This is a genomic window from Aliivibrio sp. A6, assembly GCF_028765505.1.
GTDB classification, from domain to species: Bacteria; Pseudomonadota; Gammaproteobacteria; order Enterobacterales; family Vibrionaceae; genus Aliivibrio; species Aliivibrio finisterrensis_A.
Genome location: NZ_JARACR010000006.1, coordinates 132,882 through 148,557 on the forward strand (window position 1 = coordinate 132,882; position 15,676 = coordinate 148,557).

The following is a 15,676-nucleotide window of genomic DNA, read 5'->3' on the forward strand; positions in this document are numbered from 1 at the left end:
AATGAAAATTAGCGAGGCTTTCTCTTTAGGAAACGCATTATTTTAAGCCACGATTTCCCAAGAGTGTGTCATATCAATGCCTTCACCTAGCATTAAACATACTGAACAATACTTCTGTAATGAATCAGCAGTAACTTGCTCAACAATGCTAGGATCCAGATTATCACCACTCACTTCAAAATGAATATTCACATGAGTAAACAGCTTTGGCGCAGTTTCACGACGCGCGCTTGATAACTTAGCAATACAGCCTGTTACTTTTTGATTTGCAGATTTAAGTCCATCTACAACATCAACAGAACTGCATCCACCAGCGGCCATTAATACCATTTCCATCGGGCTTGGGGCTTTTTCACCACCATTTCCATCCATTACCACAGAGTGGCCAGATTGAGATTGACCTAGGAAAGTAAATCCCTCAATCCATTTAACTTCAGCGTTCATAAAAGCCTCTTTACTACATAAAAAGAAAACTCGTGATCCATTTCACGAAATTGTGCCCTTGGTCGCACATTTCATACGATCAAAGTCAAGAAATCAACGGCGAAACAAGGTATGATTTTATCAATTATCTCAACGAACATGCAGCCTTGTTCCGATAACCATATTCTATAGGCCAAACTGATATTTGGCTCAGTTATTTTAAAATGGACATCGCCTACTTGGCAAACGCAGAGGAAGTATAAAGTATGGTTCTAGGTAAACCTCAGACAGACCCAACATTAGAGTGGTTCTTATCTCATTGTCACATTCATAAGTACCCTTCAAAAAGTACTTTAATCCACGCTGGTGAAAAAGCTGAGACACTTTACTACATCGTAAAAGGTTCTGTTGCTGTACTAATCAAAGATGAAGAAGGTAAAGAAATGATCCTTTCTTACCTTAACCAAGGTGACTTCATCGGTGAGCTTGGCTTGTTTGAAGAAGGTCAAGAACGTTCAGCATGGGTTCGTGCTAAAAGCCCTTGTGAAGTGGCTGAAATTTCATTTAAGAAATTCCGTCAGCTTATTCAAGTAAACCCAGATATTCTGATGCGTCTTTCTGCTCAAATGGCAACTCGTCTACAAATCACTAGCCAAAAAGTAGGTGATTTAGCATTCCTAGACGTTACAGGCCGTATCGCTCAGACTCTATTGAATCTAGCTAAACAACCAGATGCAATGACTCACCCAGATGGCATGCAAATTAAGATCACTCGTCAAGAGATCGGTCAAATTGTAGGTTGTTCACGTGAAACTGTTGGCCGTATCTTGAAGATGCTTGAAGAGCAAAACTTGATCTCTGCACACGGTAAAACAATCGTAGTTTACGGTACTCGTTAATTTAACGCTTATCTTAAACGAATAAAAACGCAGCTCTTGAGCTGCGTTTTTTTATGCCTAAATTTTAGAATTAACTGTCTGTGCTTTCAAAAATTTTATCAGCAGATGCAGCGACAAATCCTGTATATATCTTGCCATTAGGTAGCGAATAACGCTTAGCAAACTCATAAAATCCACCTGGGATGTCAAACTCACCCTCAGTAAAGCTCACTTTCACTTTATCGGCCATGGTTGATGACTGTTCTAAGTAAACCTCAGGAGAGCCTTTCACTTCACCACCCACTTCGTTCATTGCAAAACCAGCATCACGTAAGTGTTGGTTCACATCAACCACTTCAGCAAACGCTTCAAGCTGATTAACATAAACCGTAAAGTGATTAGCACCATAACCATGAGCTGCCAGCCAAGAAGCATACTCACTCTCTTTTGCTAAGATTTGATATTCCTCAAAACTTAACGCCCAAGGACGGCCCGCTGAAAGAAAATCGCTGGTCGCAAAATAATGCGCTGGCACCTGTTCAACCAAAGCATGAATAATGTTCTGAGTTTCAAGCGATAGCTCTTCAACTAAAATCTCACTAATAAAAACAAGTGGCGCATTAGGATCTGGATGCTCAAAATGCTGTGCTTTGAGTTTTTTCGCTTCAAAATCATACGTCTCACACGCTTTATACCCTATTGCTAAAAATGGGGCAGCTAACGTTTGCAAGCCAACCTTAGGCAAGTTAAACGTACGTAATGCAATGTGATCGTTAATCAATTCATCGCCATTAGATAATAACTGATGAACCTTTCCTGCCGATGGGGATAAACGAGTAATATAATCTTGCCATAATGACGAAAATAAAGACGTTACGTTATTCATGCCTATCACCTCTTATAAAGTTAAACCCGGAGACAGTTGAGCGGGAATTTCACAGGCATCGCCTTCCATTGAGGCCATTGGGTAGGCACAATAATCTGCCGCATAGTAGGCACTTGGTTTCATATTGCCTGATGCCCCCGGACCACCAAATGGCGCGTCACCACTTGCTCCAGTTAATTGACGGTTACGATTTACAATACCTGCACGAATATGCTCTACAAAATATTCCCACTCATTGTCATCAGTTGAAACAAGACCTGCCGATAACCCATAACGAGTGCCATTAGCCAGATCTACCGCCTCTTCTAAGGTTTCATAGCGTACTATTTGCAATAATGGGCCAAAGTATTCTTCATCCGGTAATTCAGCTACATTAGTCGCATCGATAATGCCCGGAGAAACAAAGGCGTGGCCTAAGCTTTTCGCCTCAAGCAGTGATTCACCACCTAAAGCTTGTAAATTCTTCTGAGCATTTAAAATAAACTCTGCCGCAGCGACGGATATTTGCGGTCCCATGAATGGCGCGTTATCAGCAAAAGGTTGGTCAACCACAATGCTTTTTGCGACCTCAACAAGACGCACAACTAACTCATCTCCAGCTTGGCCTTTTTGCACATACAGACGACGAGCACAAGTACAACGCTGACCAGCACTGATAAAAGCTGACTGAATAATGGTATAAACCGTCGCTTCTCGATCTCCAAAATTATGAGAGATCACCATTGGGTTATTCCCCCCCATTTCTAAGGCCAGCATTTTCCCTGTATCTCCTGCAAATTGGCGATGTAAAATATGCCCTGTATTCGCACTGCCGGTAAACAACAACCCATCAATCCCTTTAGCGCTAGCCAGTGCTTCACCCGTTTCACGAGCACCTTGTACTAAGTTAATCACTCCATTAGGTAAACCGGCTTGCTGCCACAGCTGCATAATTACTTCACTGGTCCATGGTGTTTGCTCTGAAGGTTTTAATACCACGGTATTACCCGCAAGTAACGCAGGAACGATATGACCATTTGGTAGGTGTCCTGGGAAGTTATACGGCCCAAAGACAGCCATTACTCCTAGTGGGCGATGTCTTAGTACAATTTTATTCCCTGCAGCTTCACGCTCTTTATGTGGCGTTCTTTCATGGTAAGCACGAATGGAAATCGCGATTTTCCCCACCATAGCTCCCGCTTCGGTTTTTGTTTCCCAGAAAGGTTTACCCGTCTCTTTTGCAATAACTTCAGCAACTTTATCAGCATTCTCTTTTACCAATTCAGCAAAGCGCTCGATAACCGCTTGGCGCGCTTCAAAAGGCTGTTTTTTCCACTCAATAAAGGCATGACGTGCCGCACTAACAGCAGACTCAACCTGTTCTTTGGTTGCGCTGTCTCCTTCCCACACCACTTCACTGTTGTATGGGCTTACTGATTGTATGGTTTCACCTTGTCCTGAAACCCAATCCCCTGCAATCCAATGTGTCATATCCTTTGTCCTCTATTGAGCTAATAAACGTACGTAATCATCCACTTCTACTTGCAATGCCGTTGCCGCTTCTTGCGTTAAATGAACGGTATCAGTCGCTTTATCATAAGCGGCGGTGGTTGCTGTTGCTCTGAAATTCTCAAACGATGTGTTTGCAATTAAATACTGCTGTGAGCTGTTATGCTCTGTGATGATAACTTTAGCTTTAAATGAATTTCGCACCGATTCAATGCTGCGTAAATCACATTCAACCGTTGGCCCTGCATCAAAAATATCGACATAACCTCGACAGCGGAAACCTTCATTTTCTAATAGTCTTAGAGCAGGTTTAGTGTTGTCATGCACCTTACCGATAACCGCCTGAGCCTCTTTACTTAATAAGCTAACGTAGATTGGTAGCTTAGGCATAAGATCAGCAATGAATCCTTTATATCCAATACCCGTTAGATAATCCGCTTCAGTAAAATCAATTGAGAAGAAGTGTTTTTGCAGCCATTTCCAAAATGGTGACTCCCCTTCTGCATCAGAAACACCACGCATTTCTGCAAAAATAGTGTCCGAAAAACGATGCGGATGTTCCGCCATCATTAAAAAACGCGCTTTAGACATCAAACGGCCATTCAGGCCTTCACGAAACTCTGGGCGTAAGAAAAGCGTACAGATCTCAGTACTGCCAGTGTAATTACTGCCAAAAGTCAGTACCTTCACGACATTATTAACATTGAGCTTACGTGAGAAATGAACCACTTTACTGATGTGATAATTATAGAAGGGAGAATCCAAACCAACCGCAGCCTCTATTCCTGTAGTTCCTGTAACTTCCCCCGTTACTGAATCTTGGCCAACCATTAGGTAACCTTCTGTTCCAGGCTCTTGAACTTCTTTTTCAAAACTATCTATGGAGTGATCAATTCGATTTCGTAATTGTTCTTCGTTAACGGGTAGCGAGGTGAAACCATGACCGGATTCCACAGCACACTGATGAAGCGCAGGATAATCTTCCTGAGTGATAGGACGAATAACAAGCATCAATATTCCCTCCGATGCGATGTTGCGTAGACTATGCTAAGTCCAATAGATAAAACTTCAAGACTATCTATTGGAGTGAGCACTAGATAATTAATCTAAATAAAAGAAGGGCAACCCTATCTACTGGTGTTGCCCAAATCCTTATGTGAATCTATTTATTTAATGACGCAAGTGCTTTATCTAGACGCTCAAAACCAAGCTCTACGTCTTCTTTAGTAATAACTAGCGACGGAGTAAATCGAACAACATTGACTCCAGCAACAAGAACCATTAGCCCTTGTTCGCCTGCTGCTACAAGAACATCGCGAGCACGGCCTTGCCATGCGTCATTTAATGCGGCGCCAAGTAGCAAGCCTTTGCCGCGGATCTCTGCGAACATATCGTATTTTGCATTTAACGCTTCTAGCCCATCGCGGAACCATTGCTCACGCTCTTTTACGCCAGCCAATGTTTCTGGCTTTGCCACTTCTTCCACAACGGCTTCAGCAACAGCACATGCTAATGGGTTACCACCATAAGTTGATCCATGTGTACCCACTTTTAAGTGTTGAGCCAGCTCTGTCGTTGTTAGCATGGCACCAATTGGAAAACCACCACCCAGTGATTTTGCAGTACTTAAAATATCAGGCGTAACGCCTAAGCCTTGGTACGCGTAAAAGTCACCAGTACGACCATTACCCGTTTGTACTTCATCAAAAATAAGCAGTGCGTTGTATTTATCACACAGTGATCTAACACCTTCTACAAATTCTGATGTAGGAGAAATTAATCCACCTTCACCTTGCAATGGCTCCATCATAATTGCACAGGTTTTTTCTGACATGTGCGCTTCAAGCTCTGCAAGATTATTGTATTCAAGATGAGAGATATCACCGGGCTTAGGACCAAAACCATCAGAATAAGCCGCTTGGCCACCGACGGTTACGGTAAAGAAAGTTCGACCATGGAAGCCTTGTTTAAATGCGATGATTTCACTTTTTTCTTCTCCATGAACATCGACAGCCCATCGTCTCGCTAATTTAAGAGCGGCTTCATTTGCTTCTGCACCTGAGTTAGCAAAGAAAACTTTTTCAGCAAATGACACCTCTGTGAGTTTTTTGGCCAAACGAATCGCAGGTTCATTGGTCATCACATTGCTAAGATGCCACAACTTTTGTGATTGCTCTTGTAAGGCATTAACCATGATAGGATGACAATGCCCTAAGCAACTCACGGCAATACCACCAGCAAAATCAACGTACTCTTTGCCCGCTTGGTCCCACACTCGAGCACCTTCCCCTTTGACGGGGATAACTTCCATTGGGTTATAACAAGGTATCATTACATCATTAAAATCTTTACGTTCGACTTGTGAATTGGTCGTCATCACACTTTCCTTCTGCGTATGCCGTTTTTCAGCATAGTATTTACAAACCATTAACCTTTTCAATAGCACAAAATTCTTTTTTTGAACTAAAAAAGTTCCCTTTTCTATATCATATTGACTGATAAGTCAGTTTATTAGAATAGTTATAGAATAACGCTATAGCAGGTGAGTAGATAAGTAAACGAATTTATAAGAATAGAAGACACAAGGCTTATGCATAAATCTTCATATAAATAAGCAGAAAAAAAGACAAAAGAAAAAGTAAGAAGAGTGAACTAGATCGCTCTAGTTAACAGGGAAAATATTAATTATTTATTAATAAAATTAGAGAGGATATCGTGACCTTGCTCTGTCATTATCGATTCAGGATGAAATTGTACCGCTTCAATCGGCAGCGTTTTATGGCAAAAACCCATGATCTCATCCATTTCTCCCACTTCATTTTCTGTCCATGCAGTGACTTCAAAGCATGAAGGTAATGTCTCAGCTTTAACCACTAATGAATGATAACGAGTCACGGTAAGAGGATTATTCAGCCCTTTAAATACGCTTTGGTTAGTATGGATAATTGGCGAGGTTTTACCATGCATGACTTTTTTCGCACGTATCACGTCACCACCAAATACTTGAGCAATAGCTTGATGACCTAAACACACGCCTAAGATTGGCAGTTTCCCCGCAAAATATTCGATTGCTTGTAGTGAAATACCCGCTTCATTTGGCGTACAAGGTCCAGGGGAGATAACTAAATGAGATGGATTAAGTGCCTCAATACCTGCAATGTCAATGTCATCATTACGAACCACTTTTACCTCTGCACCTAATTCACAGAAGTACTGATATAGGTTATAGGTAAATGAATCATAATTGTCGATCATTAACAGCATAAAGAACTACTTAAAAAGATGAATAAGAAATAAAAATTGCTCGCAGAGAAACCCTACGAGCAATCTATTTTATCAGAGCTAAAGACTATGGGCGAGTAACAAAACCAACCGCTTCAAACGCTTTTTTCAATGTTACAGCAGCACGCTCAGAGGCTTTCTCAGCACCCGCTTTCATTACTGAATCCATGTAGGCACGGTCTTCACGAATACGCTTGTATTCAGATTGGATAGGCTCAAGCATAGTAACAATCGCTTCACCAACGTCTTTCTTGAATGGACCGTACATTTCAACACCTTGGTATTGCGCTTCGATCTCTTCAAACGTTTTACCTGATGCCGCAGAGTACAGACCCATCAGGTTTGAAATACCCGCTTTATTTTCCCAATCATGGGCAATACGCGGTGGCATTTCTGCATCTGTTTGTGCTTTATTAATCTTCTTAAGAATCGACTTAGGGTCTTCTAGCAGCGTAATAACGTTCTTACGGTTATCGTCTGATTTAGACATTTTCTTCGTCGCATCTTGCAGGCTCATTACACGCGCATTCACTTGTGGAATGTACGGTTCTGGTACGGTAAATAATGGCGCTTCAGGGCTGTAGATATTGTTAAAACGATTAGCAATATCACGCGCTAGTTCTAAATGTTGCTTTTGATCGCTACCAACAGGGACTTGATGTGCGCCATAAAGCAGAATATCTGCCGCCATTAATACTGGGTAATCAAATAAACCTACGTTAATGTCATTTGCATAACGCTTTGATTTATCTTTGAATTGAGTCATACGATTCAATTCACCCATTTGAGTGTAACAGTTAAGAAGCCAACCAAGTTGAGCATGCTCTGGTACGTGCGACTGAACAAATAGCGTGCTCTTCTTAGGATCAACACCAACCGCTAGACAAATTGCCAGTGCATCGAGTGTCGCTTCATGCAGCGCTTTAGGATCTTGACGAACCGTAATTGCGTGAAGGTCTACTACACAATACTGACAATCATAATCGTCTTGCATCTGTTGCCATTGACGTAGAGCACCCAAGTAGTTACCGATACTTAGTTCACCTGATGGTTGAACACCACTTAATACGATGGGCTTGCTCATGGTTATGATTCCTTGTTTAACTGTAAAAATTAAATGATCCACGATGGGATCATTTAATGGTTATTCTATTGTATTGATAGTCTTTATTTGTACTTATCAATGAATACTATCTTGCCACACTCATCACGGCTAATAAATGATTAAATTCATCACTCACCACATCAGGCTGACTATCTGCGATAGGCTCCCCATGGTTATAGCCATAAGTTAAACCAAAGCTATAGCAACCGGCTGCTTGAGCTGCTTGAATATCATTTCTTGAGTCGCCTACCATCAGCATCTCAGAAGGCGTTAATTGGTGCTTATCAAGCAACCAATTAAGTGCAAATGGATTCGGCTTTTTCTCAACAAAGGTGTCGCCACCGATCACATCGACAAAAAGATGAGCAAGCTGATGTTGTTCAAGTAATTCAGGAACAAATTGTGCGGGCTTGTTAGTAACAAGTGCTAATGCGTAACCTTGTTGATAAAGCGCTTCTAGCGTCTCTTTCACATTTGGGTATAAGTGACTTAACTCATGACCACCATCATGGTAGTGATGATCTAAACGAGCGCGAGCTTGCTTAACCAATTCAGAGTCTAACCCTTCTCGAACTGTGACACTTTGGCTTAGTGCACGAGAAACAAGCACATCTGCACCATTACCAATCCAATGAGACGCTTGTTCTAGCGTTACTCTTGGGTAACCTACATCTTGCATAGCAAGGTCAACCGCACGAGCTAAGTCTGGAACGCTATCAAGCAGCGTCCCATCCAAATCAAAGGCGATCAGTTTGATGTTTTCAAACATGATTCTTAATTACCTTTTACTTTTGCTAGCTCTGCACGCATTTCATCAATCACTTCTTTGTAGTTTGGTTGATTAAAAATTGCAGAGCCCGCAACGAACATATCCGCACCCGCTTCAGCGATTTCACGAATGTTATCAACCTTCACACCCCCATCGATTTCAAGACGAATATCACGGCCTGACTCATCGATCAACTTACGTACTGCACGTAATTTATCTAAGGTACTTGGAATGAATGATTGACCACCAAATCCTGGGTTAACTGACATAAGTAGGATCATGTCTACTTTATCTAGAATGTAATCAAGGCAAGATAATGGCGTTGCTGGGTTTAATACTACCCCCGCCTGACAACCGTGCTCTTTAATTAATTGAAGCGTGCGATCAATATGCTCTGACGCTTCTACATGGAAGGTGATCATCGTTGCGCCTGCTTTAGCAAACTCAGGAACAATGCTATCTACTGGCTTTACCATAAGGTGGACATCGATTGGAGCCGTAATACCGTAATCACGCAGTGCTTTACAGATTGGTGCACCAAACGTTAAATTTGGAACATAATGATTATCCATTACATCGAAATGAACAACATCAGCACCTGACGCTAATACTTTTTCAACGTCTTCACCAAGACGAGCAAAATCAGCAGAGAGAATAGATGGTGCGATCAAAAAGTCTTTCATGTTGAGCCTCAGGTTAATAATTATTTAAGTATCGCCACAACGATATGGCGCAATCGATTAAATCGACGGCGCAATTCTACCTGATAATTATAAACCTGTCTTAAGCTCAATGAGTCTTTCGATGGGATTTTTGAAGGGTAACGATTAATTTACTCGCGGCACTCAGGCGCGTGGAATAAAGCCATTAGCTCATCAACCTTATTACGACCGGCACCATTTCGACTGATCGTACGCTTCACCTTAATAGTATTAAGTGTTGCACCGTGGTAAAGACGACGAGTCAATGTGGTGTCGTGATTAGAGATCAATACTGGGATATCACGCTCAAACGCGGCTTTTTCCGCAATATCCGCCAATGCTGCTTGGTCATCAAGAGAGAAGCCATTACCTGCATAAGAGGTAAAATTCGCAGTGGTTGAAAGCGGAGCGTAAGGAGGATCACAATAAACAACGGCACCTTTGCGTGCTCGTTTAAAGGTATCGACATAGCCTTCACAGACAAACGTTGCTTTCTTTGCTTTTTCGGCAAAAAAGTACATCTCTTTCTCTGGAAAGTACGGTTTTTTATACGAACCAAAAGGCACATTAAAACCGCCTTTTTTGTTATAACGGCATAAACCATTAAAGCCATGGCGATTCATGTACAAAAACAATAAAGAACGACGATAAGTATCTGTGCATTGGTTAAATTCAATACGCAAATCAAGATACACTTCTTTTTGATTATATTCTGGTTGAAATAGCACTCGAGCGTCTTCAACAAAACGCTCAGGATCATCTTTAAGGTGATTGTAAAGATTGATTAAATCAGGGTTTATATCTGCAAGAAGATAATGATCATAATCTGTATTTAAAAACACAGAACCAGCACCAACAAAGGGTTCAATCAATTTTCTTGCATCAGGAAGATGACGTTGAATTTCTTCTACTAGGCTATATTTACCGCCAGCCCACTTTAGAAATGCGCGATGCTTTTTCATACGTCTTTTACGCCTTTTTACCTTAATTCAGAAAGCGGGGGATTGTACCCTATTTTTTCGCTAGGATCTGTTTATCTTAGCGCTTATTTTACAGAATCAATTTCACGATGCACTTGCACTAACGATTTAGCCCAAGGACCCAAAGATTGAACCGAACTTGGGAGGTTTTGTACCGCACCACGAGCAGCAGAAATAGACGCATAATCACCAAACGTGACGATATACCAAATAGACCCATTACGAAGTGTTTGGTAGATACGAGCCGAGCCTTCAATTTGATGCTCATTAAGAAACTCTTGTACTGCAGTTTCATTGGTTAACGCCGCCAGTTGAAGAATATAGCGCTTATCTGAGATCGCTTTAAGCTCTTTATCTGCGATAACAAAAGTCGCTTTCACTTCTTCTGGTTTAGCCACATCCGATTGAGATATCTGACTCTTATCTTCTTCTACAATGGCAACCGTTGATTTCGTCGCTTCACCTACCTCTACTTGAGCTGAATTCGATAAGTCAGTGCTCATTTCAACTTCAGGCTCAATGGTCTCATTATCATCAATTAATGAGTCAACCAATTCAGATGGCACAACAACACGCTTTCCTTCTTCAACCTTAGAATCAACAACAATAGGCGTGTCGATTACTTCAGGCGGAATGGAACCCGTATCGTCTTCAGGCAAGTTGTTACTTTGTAATTCTTCATCATTAACCTGAACTAATTCAGCATTAAGTTTATCATCAAGAGTAACGACTAACGGCTCATCACCATCAACTAAAGTTTCAATAACCGGCAATTCTGATGATTGACTATTCAACCACCAATAGGTCCCTGCTGCGCCTAGCAATAAAAGAGAAGCCAGGCCTAAAATACCAACAGGTGAATGCGTCACTGAGCGAATAATAATTCGGCGCTCTGCTTTTTTGTCTCCCAAAGCAATAAGCTCGGCAGGCAAATAATTACTTTTATCAACTAAATTACGGATGCGGATTTTATCTTCTCTGCTTGGCGCAAAACGAACAACCAGCATCTCAGCAAATGTCACCGCTTCTTCTGCCGTCAGTGGTTCAATATCAATATCAACAGGTTTATTATCTTGCCCATAAGACATGCGTGTCAATGCAGGTGCTAACTTGCCAGATTCTGAAAATAACAAGACATTGATTTGCCAATTTGGTGTTGATTGGGCTTTTTGAACTAATAGCCATAACTCACTAAGAAGCTCAGAAGCGAGTAAATGAGCATCATCAATCACTAATACGAGATTGCATTTTTCTCCCGCTAACATGCGACCGATACTATCAACAACCGTATCAGATTCATTAAATAACGGATCTCGAACGACTTGCTTTAAAATAATGCCACGTTGCTGCTGAATCGATTGATTAGAATGACACATCAATAGTGCTTGATTTGCATCATCACACCACTTTTCAAGATATCGTTGAGCCAGCCATGATTTACCAGAGCCTTTAACCCCTTCTACATGCACTAAATTAGAACCAAACCGAGAAACAAATTGAATGCGTGATAGCACATCCAACTGACTTTCTAATTCCAATACAGTTAAATCATGACCAATACTCATATCTTACGCCTTACATTGCTCAATTACTTCGGCAAGCAGATCTTCAGAAACACCAGTAACCACTTCAGAACTGCCAATCGATGTTGGTAGAACTAAGCGTAACTTACCTGACAAGACTTTCTTGTCACGCATCATGTGCTTCATAAATGCATCCACTGTCATTTCTTTTGGGGCTTTTAATGGTAATTTCGCTTTTTCTAAAATAGAACAAATACGTTCAACATCAGATTGTGAAATTAACCCTTCTTTTTGCGCAGTTACCGCTGCCATTACCGTACCAGCAGACACAGCTTCACCATGCAGCCAATTACCGTAACCCATTTCTGCTTCAATCGCATGGCCAAAAGTATGGCCTAAATTCAAGAGCGCGCGCATTCCTGATTCTTTTTCATCTTTTGCCACGACATCAGCTTTGATTTGACAACAACGGGAAATGGCATAAACCAACGCATCATGATCTAATGCATAAAGCTTATCCATGTTCTCATCAAGCCAATCAAAAAACTCGCGATCGACAATAATGCCGTACTTAATCACCTCTGCCATTCCCGCGGCGAATTCACGCTCAGGTAAGGTTTTAAGGCAATTAATATCAATAATAACAGCTTTAGGTTGATAAAAAGCACCAACCATATTCTTACCAAGCGGGTGATTTATCGCGGTTTTACCACCAACTGACGAATCCACTTGAGAAAGAAGGGTTGTCGGTACTTGGATAAAATCAACACCTCGTTGGTAACATGCAGAGGCAAAGCCAACCACATCACCAACAACACCACCGCCTAAAGCCACAATCGTTACATCACGGCTGTGGTTCTCTTCTAATAGAAAAGTAAGGATATTATTGAAAGTATCTAAATTTTTATATTGCTCACCATCGTCTAATTCAAGCAGTGATACTTGGCATTCAAACGTTTGTAAGGTGTCGATGATTTGTTGAGCATATAACGGCGCAACCGTCACATTACTGATAACGACAACACGTTTTTTGGCAGGTATTACAGATGAAAAATGCGCCGGGTTGCAAAACAACTCGGCGCCGATAGAGATGGGATAGCTACGTTCTGCTAAATCTACATGAATCGTTTCCATGATTCGTTCCCAGTATCTGTCTTAGTAAATAACTTGAATTAACGCTCTTCAAGCATTTGGATGATTTGATTTGCAACTACTTTTGCACTTTGATCATCGGTGCGAACAACGTAATCAGACACTTCTTCATAAAGTGCATTACGCTCTTTCGCTAGTGCTTCTAACACTTCACGAGGTTCATCAGTTTGAAGCAACGGACGTTTTTTGTCGCGTTGTGTGCGAGCTAGTTGCTTCTCAATTGTAGTTTCAAGATATACAACAACACCACGAGCAGATAAACGATTACGACTCTCTTTACTAATTACAGAGCCACCACCCGTTGCAAGTACAATACCTTGCTCTTGGGTTAAATCGTTAATTACACCTTCTTCACGTATGCGGAAACCTTCCTCACCCTCAACGTCGAATACCCAAGCGATATCTGCGCCTGTACGTTCTTCGATTACCGTATCAGAATCAAGAAACTCCATATGAAGTTGCTGTGCTAAGTGTCTACCAATTGTACTTTTGCCGGCGCCCATTGGGCCAACAAGGAAAATATTTCGTTTTTCAGCCATTTTTTAGAAATTATGCAAAGTTCATTAACGACATTGCCAACAGTTGTCTCTTTCATAGACGCTTGTCTGTGGCACCATATTCCTCACAGATATTTCGTGATCAGACCGAAAATTATCTCAGTTTATAGCTAGTGATTGCAATAGCTAGATGAAAAGTTCAGCATAATAAATTGTTTGACACTCAATTTTACTTACAATTATGTACATTAAGTTACGCTATCTTATTACTGTATAACAACTTTTGGCGTCACAAAGATCAATAATTCTTTTTTACCTATATTTTCAGAGCTACGACGAAATAAGGCACCAAGCAGAGGTAAGTCCCCAAGTAATGGTACTTTCTCTACACTATTGGATAAAGAATGCTGATAAATCCCACCCAAAACAACGGTTTCACCATTATCGACCAGTACTTGAGTTCCAATTCGCTGAGTGTCAATCGCGACGGCTTCACCCGTCCCGGTTTTAACCACTTGCCCAGGTCTATCTTGAGTAACCGTTAAATCTAAAACCAAGCGATTATCTGGCGTGATTTGCGGAGTAACCATTAGGCTCAATACTGCTTTTTTAAATGATACTGAGGTTGCTCCACTGGATGAGGCTTCTAAATAAGGAATTTCAGTACCTTGCTCAATATAAGCAGGTTTTTTATTAGTGGTAATTAACCTCGGGCTTGAAATGATCTCAGCTTTAGATTCAGCTTGTAAAGCAGAAAGTTCTAAATCTAATAATAAGTTAGACCCTAATTTTGCTACCTGAAAAGCAATACTTGATGCCGCAGGATTAGCCAATCCTAAATTTACATTTAAAAAATCATCAACGGGTAATCCGCCACCGCTACCGCCATCATAAAGACCTACGGCCGCTAAATTACTTTCAATTGAACCGCCAACCGTGGTGCTACCATTAGTATTGGTTATGCCCCAACGAACCCCTAACTCATCGAGGTTACCTTCATTTACCGTTACAATTCTTGCTTCTATTTGAACTTGTTTAATAGGGATATCCAAGGTTTCGATGATCTCTTTAATAACATCAATATTTTCAGGTAAATCTCGTAACAATAAAGAGTTAGTTCGCTCATCAACCGTAATACTGCCTCGGCTTGAAAGCATAGTTATCTCTCCTTCACCAACCAACAGCTCGGCAATATCAGAAGCTTTAGCATAACTCACAGAAATGATTTCAGAAGAGAGTGACCCCAACTCTGAAGCCATTTGAGCTTGCTCTAATACTTTTTGCTCTTGTGCATCCAACTCTGATTTAGGCGCAACTAAAACAACATTACCTTCCACTCGCTTATCTAGGTTTTTAACTTGTAAAATAATATCCAATACTTGTTGCCAAGGTACCCCGTCTAATCGCAACGTTAAGTTACCTTTCACAGAATCAGCGACGACCAAGTTAAAGTCATTATAATCTGCGATTAATTGTAAGACATGCCTAACAGGGATGTCCTGAAAGTTAATCGATATGGGCTTGCTCTCTTGAGCATCAGAGGTGTTAGTTGTCTTTGCGCTAACCTGTGGCTTTGAAATCACAACCTGTAAAGAACGATCTTTTAAAAAATAGTCATATTGAAAATCACCTTTGATATCTACTGACAGCAACGTACTTTTAGACTCTCGAAAGGTTTCAATTCGAGACACCAATGTCGAAAAATCTTCAACATCTAAAATAACTAACTTATCATTACTGACTTTCGTATCATGCAGCTCTATCAATAATTTCCCTTTTTCTTTTCGTAAATCAACCGTGGCTGCTGCCGAGGCAAGATCAACCGAAATCACTCCTTCTTTTTTCTTTGTCGACTGAAAATTCACATTAACGAGTTGGTTAAGTTCTATATCTTCTGCAAACGAAGAGTGGCTGAAAAAACTAAATATAAACAGCAAACATAGCTGAATAGAAAGTAATTTACTGCTTGTTTTGCATCCTAGCAACATACGT

The 15,676-nt window shown here is 41.0% G+C and carries 15 protein-coding genes; 1 reads left to right on the forward strand and 14 read right to left on the reverse strand.

Features of this window, described 5'->3' with window-relative positions; all coding sequences use genetic code 11:
- Positions 1-42 precede the first annotated feature (42 nt).
- Positions 43-444 carry an OsmC family protein gene (locus PVK70_RS05940; RefSeq protein WP_130047176.1) on the reverse strand — a complete coding sequence of 134 codons (402 nt, stop codon included), beginning with the start codon at positions 442-444 and terminating at the stop codon, positions 43-45.
- A gap of 245 nt (positions 445-689) precedes the next feature.
- Here PVK70_RS05940 and crp point away from each other — a divergent pair, with 245 nt between their 5' ends.
- A complete protein-coding gene (gene crp, locus PVK70_RS05945; protein ID WP_005421074.1) occupies positions 690-1,322 on the forward strand; it encodes a cAMP-activated global transcriptional regulator CRP in 633 nt (210 codons plus the stop codon).
- A 70-nt stretch (positions 1,323-1,392) separates the two neighbouring features.
- On the opposite strand, the gene PVK70_RS05950 is transcribed toward crp, so the two are convergent.
- The 13 genes from PVK70_RS05950 to PVK70_RS06010 form a co-directional block, all read right to left on the reverse strand.
- Entirely contained in the window at positions 1,393-2,187 is a 795-nt protein-coding gene (locus tag PVK70_RS05950) for a DUF1338 domain-containing protein (protein WP_130047177.1), read from the reverse strand.
- A 12-nt stretch (positions 2,188-2,199) separates the two neighbouring features.
- A complete protein-coding gene (gene astD, locus PVK70_RS05955) occupies positions 2,200-3,657 on the reverse strand; it encodes a succinylglutamate-semialdehyde dehydrogenase (protein ID WP_130047178.1) in 1,458 nt (485 codons plus the stop codon).
- A gap of 12 nt (positions 3,658-3,669) precedes the next feature.
- On the reverse strand, positions 3,670-4,686 hold the full coding sequence (gene astA / locus PVK70_RS05960; RefSeq protein ID WP_130047179.1) for an arginine N-succinyltransferase: 1,017 nt from the start codon (positions 4,684-4,686) through the stop codon (positions 3,670-3,672).
- A 151-nt stretch (positions 4,687-4,837) separates the two neighbouring features.
- Positions 4,838-6,052: an aspartate aminotransferase family protein gene (locus tag PVK70_RS05965; RefSeq protein WP_130047180.1), complete on the reverse strand. Its 1,215-nt coding sequence runs from the start codon at positions 6,050-6,052 to the stop codon at positions 4,838-4,840.
- A gap of 308 nt (positions 6,053-6,360) precedes the next feature.
- Entirely contained in the window at positions 6,361-6,939 is a 579-nt protein-coding gene (locus PVK70_RS05970) for an aminodeoxychorismate/anthranilate synthase component II (RefSeq protein WP_130047181.1), read from the reverse strand.
- A gap of 85 nt (positions 6,940-7,024) precedes the next feature.
- Positions 7,025-8,041, reverse strand: coding sequence for a tryptophan--tRNA ligase (gene trpS, locus PVK70_RS05975; RefSeq protein ID WP_060992628.1), 1,017 nt, complete (start codon positions 8,039-8,041; stop codon positions 7,025-7,027).
- Positions 8,042-8,147: 106 nt separating this feature from the next.
- Positions 8,148-8,831: a phosphoglycolate phosphatase gene (locus PVK70_RS05980; RefSeq protein WP_130047182.1), complete on the reverse strand. Its 684-nt coding sequence runs from the start codon at positions 8,829-8,831 to the stop codon at positions 8,148-8,150.
- 5 nt (positions 8,832-8,836) lie between these two features.
- Complete coding sequence (gene rpe, locus PVK70_RS05985) at positions 8,837-9,514, reverse strand: ribulose-phosphate 3-epimerase (RefSeq protein WP_130043895.1); 678 nt, start codon at positions 9,512-9,514, stop codon at positions 8,837-8,839.
- A gap of 149 nt (positions 9,515-9,663) precedes the next feature.
- On the reverse strand, positions 9,664-10,494 hold the full coding sequence (dam, locus tag PVK70_RS05990; RefSeq protein WP_130047183.1) for an adenine-specific DNA-methyltransferase: 831 nt from the start codon (positions 10,492-10,494) through the stop codon (positions 9,664-9,666).
- Between the two features lie 83 nt (positions 10,495-10,577).
- Entirely contained in the window at positions 10,578-12,077 is a 1,500-nt protein-coding gene (locus PVK70_RS05995) for an SPOR domain-containing protein (protein ID WP_130047184.1), read from the reverse strand.
- Between the two features lie 3 nt (positions 12,078-12,080).
- Entirely contained in the window at positions 12,081-13,169 is a 1,089-nt protein-coding gene (gene aroB / locus PVK70_RS06000) for a 3-dehydroquinate synthase (RefSeq protein ID WP_130043892.1), read from the reverse strand.
- Positions 13,170-13,207: 38 nt separating this feature from the next.
- The gene (aroK, locus tag PVK70_RS06005; protein WP_012551169.1) at positions 13,208-13,726 is read right to left on the reverse strand and encodes a shikimate kinase AroK; all 519 of its coding nucleotides are present in this window, start codon (positions 13,724-13,726) and stop codon (positions 13,208-13,210) included.
- A gap of 224 nt (positions 13,727-13,950) precedes the next feature.
- Positions 13,951-15,672 (reverse strand): type IV pilus secretin PilQ, encoded by a 1,722-nt coding sequence (locus PVK70_RS06010; protein WP_130047185.1) that lies wholly within the window; start codon positions 15,670-15,672, stop codon positions 13,951-13,953.
- Positions 15,673-15,676: the final 4 nt, after the last annotated feature.

Coding starts and splice junctions, on each gene's coding strand:
- PVK70_RS05940 (WP_130047176.1), bottom strand. CDS start 444: ATGAACGCTGAAGTTAAATGGATTGAGGGATTTACTTTCCTAGGTCAA.
- crp (WP_005421074.1), top strand. CDS start 690: ATGGTTCTAGGTAAACCTCAGACAGACCCAACATTAGAGTGGTTCTTA.
- PVK70_RS05950 (WP_130047177.1), bottom strand. CDS start 2,187: ATGAATAACGTAACGTCTTTATTTTCGTCATTATGGCAAGATTATATT.
- astD (WP_130047178.1), bottom strand. CDS start 3,657: ATGACACATTGGATTGCAGGGGATTGGGTTTCAGGACAAGGTGAAACC.
- astA (WP_130047179.1), bottom strand. CDS start 4,686: ATGCTTGTTATTCGTCCTATCACTCAGGAAGATTATCCTGCGCTTCAT.
- PVK70_RS05965 (WP_130047180.1), bottom strand. CDS start 6,052: ATGACGACCAATTCACAAGTCGAACGTAAAGATTTTAATGATGTAATG.
- PVK70_RS05970 (WP_130047181.1), bottom strand. CDS start 6,939: ATGCTGTTAATGATCGACAATTATGATTCATTTACCTATAACCTATAT.
- trpS (WP_060992628.1), bottom strand. CDS start 8,041: ATGAGCAAGCCCATCGTATTAAGTGGTGTTCAACCATCAGGTGAACTA.
- PVK70_RS05980 (WP_130047182.1), bottom strand. CDS start 8,831: ATGTTTGAAAACATCAAACTGATCGCCTTTGATTTGGATGGGACGCTG.
- rpe (WP_130043895.1), bottom strand. CDS start 9,514: ATGAAAGACTTTTTGATCGCACCATCTATTCTCTCTGCTGATTTTGCT.
- dam (WP_130047183.1), bottom strand. CDS start 10,494: ATGAAAAAGCATCGCGCATTTCTAAAGTGGGCTGGCGGTAAATATAGC.
- PVK70_RS05995 (WP_130047184.1), bottom strand. CDS start 12,077: ATGAGTATTGGTCATGATTTAACTGTATTGGAATTAGAAAGTCAGTTG.
- aroB (WP_130043892.1), bottom strand. CDS start 13,169: ATGGAAACGATTCATGTAGATTTAGCAGAACGTAGCTATCCCATCTCT.
- aroK (WP_012551169.1), bottom strand. CDS start 13,726: ATGGCTGAAAAACGAAATATTTTCCTTGTTGGCCCAATGGGCGCCGGC.
- PVK70_RS06010 (WP_130047185.1), bottom strand. CDS start 15,672: ATGTTGCTAGGATGCAAAACAAGCAGTAAATTACTTTCTATTCAGCTA.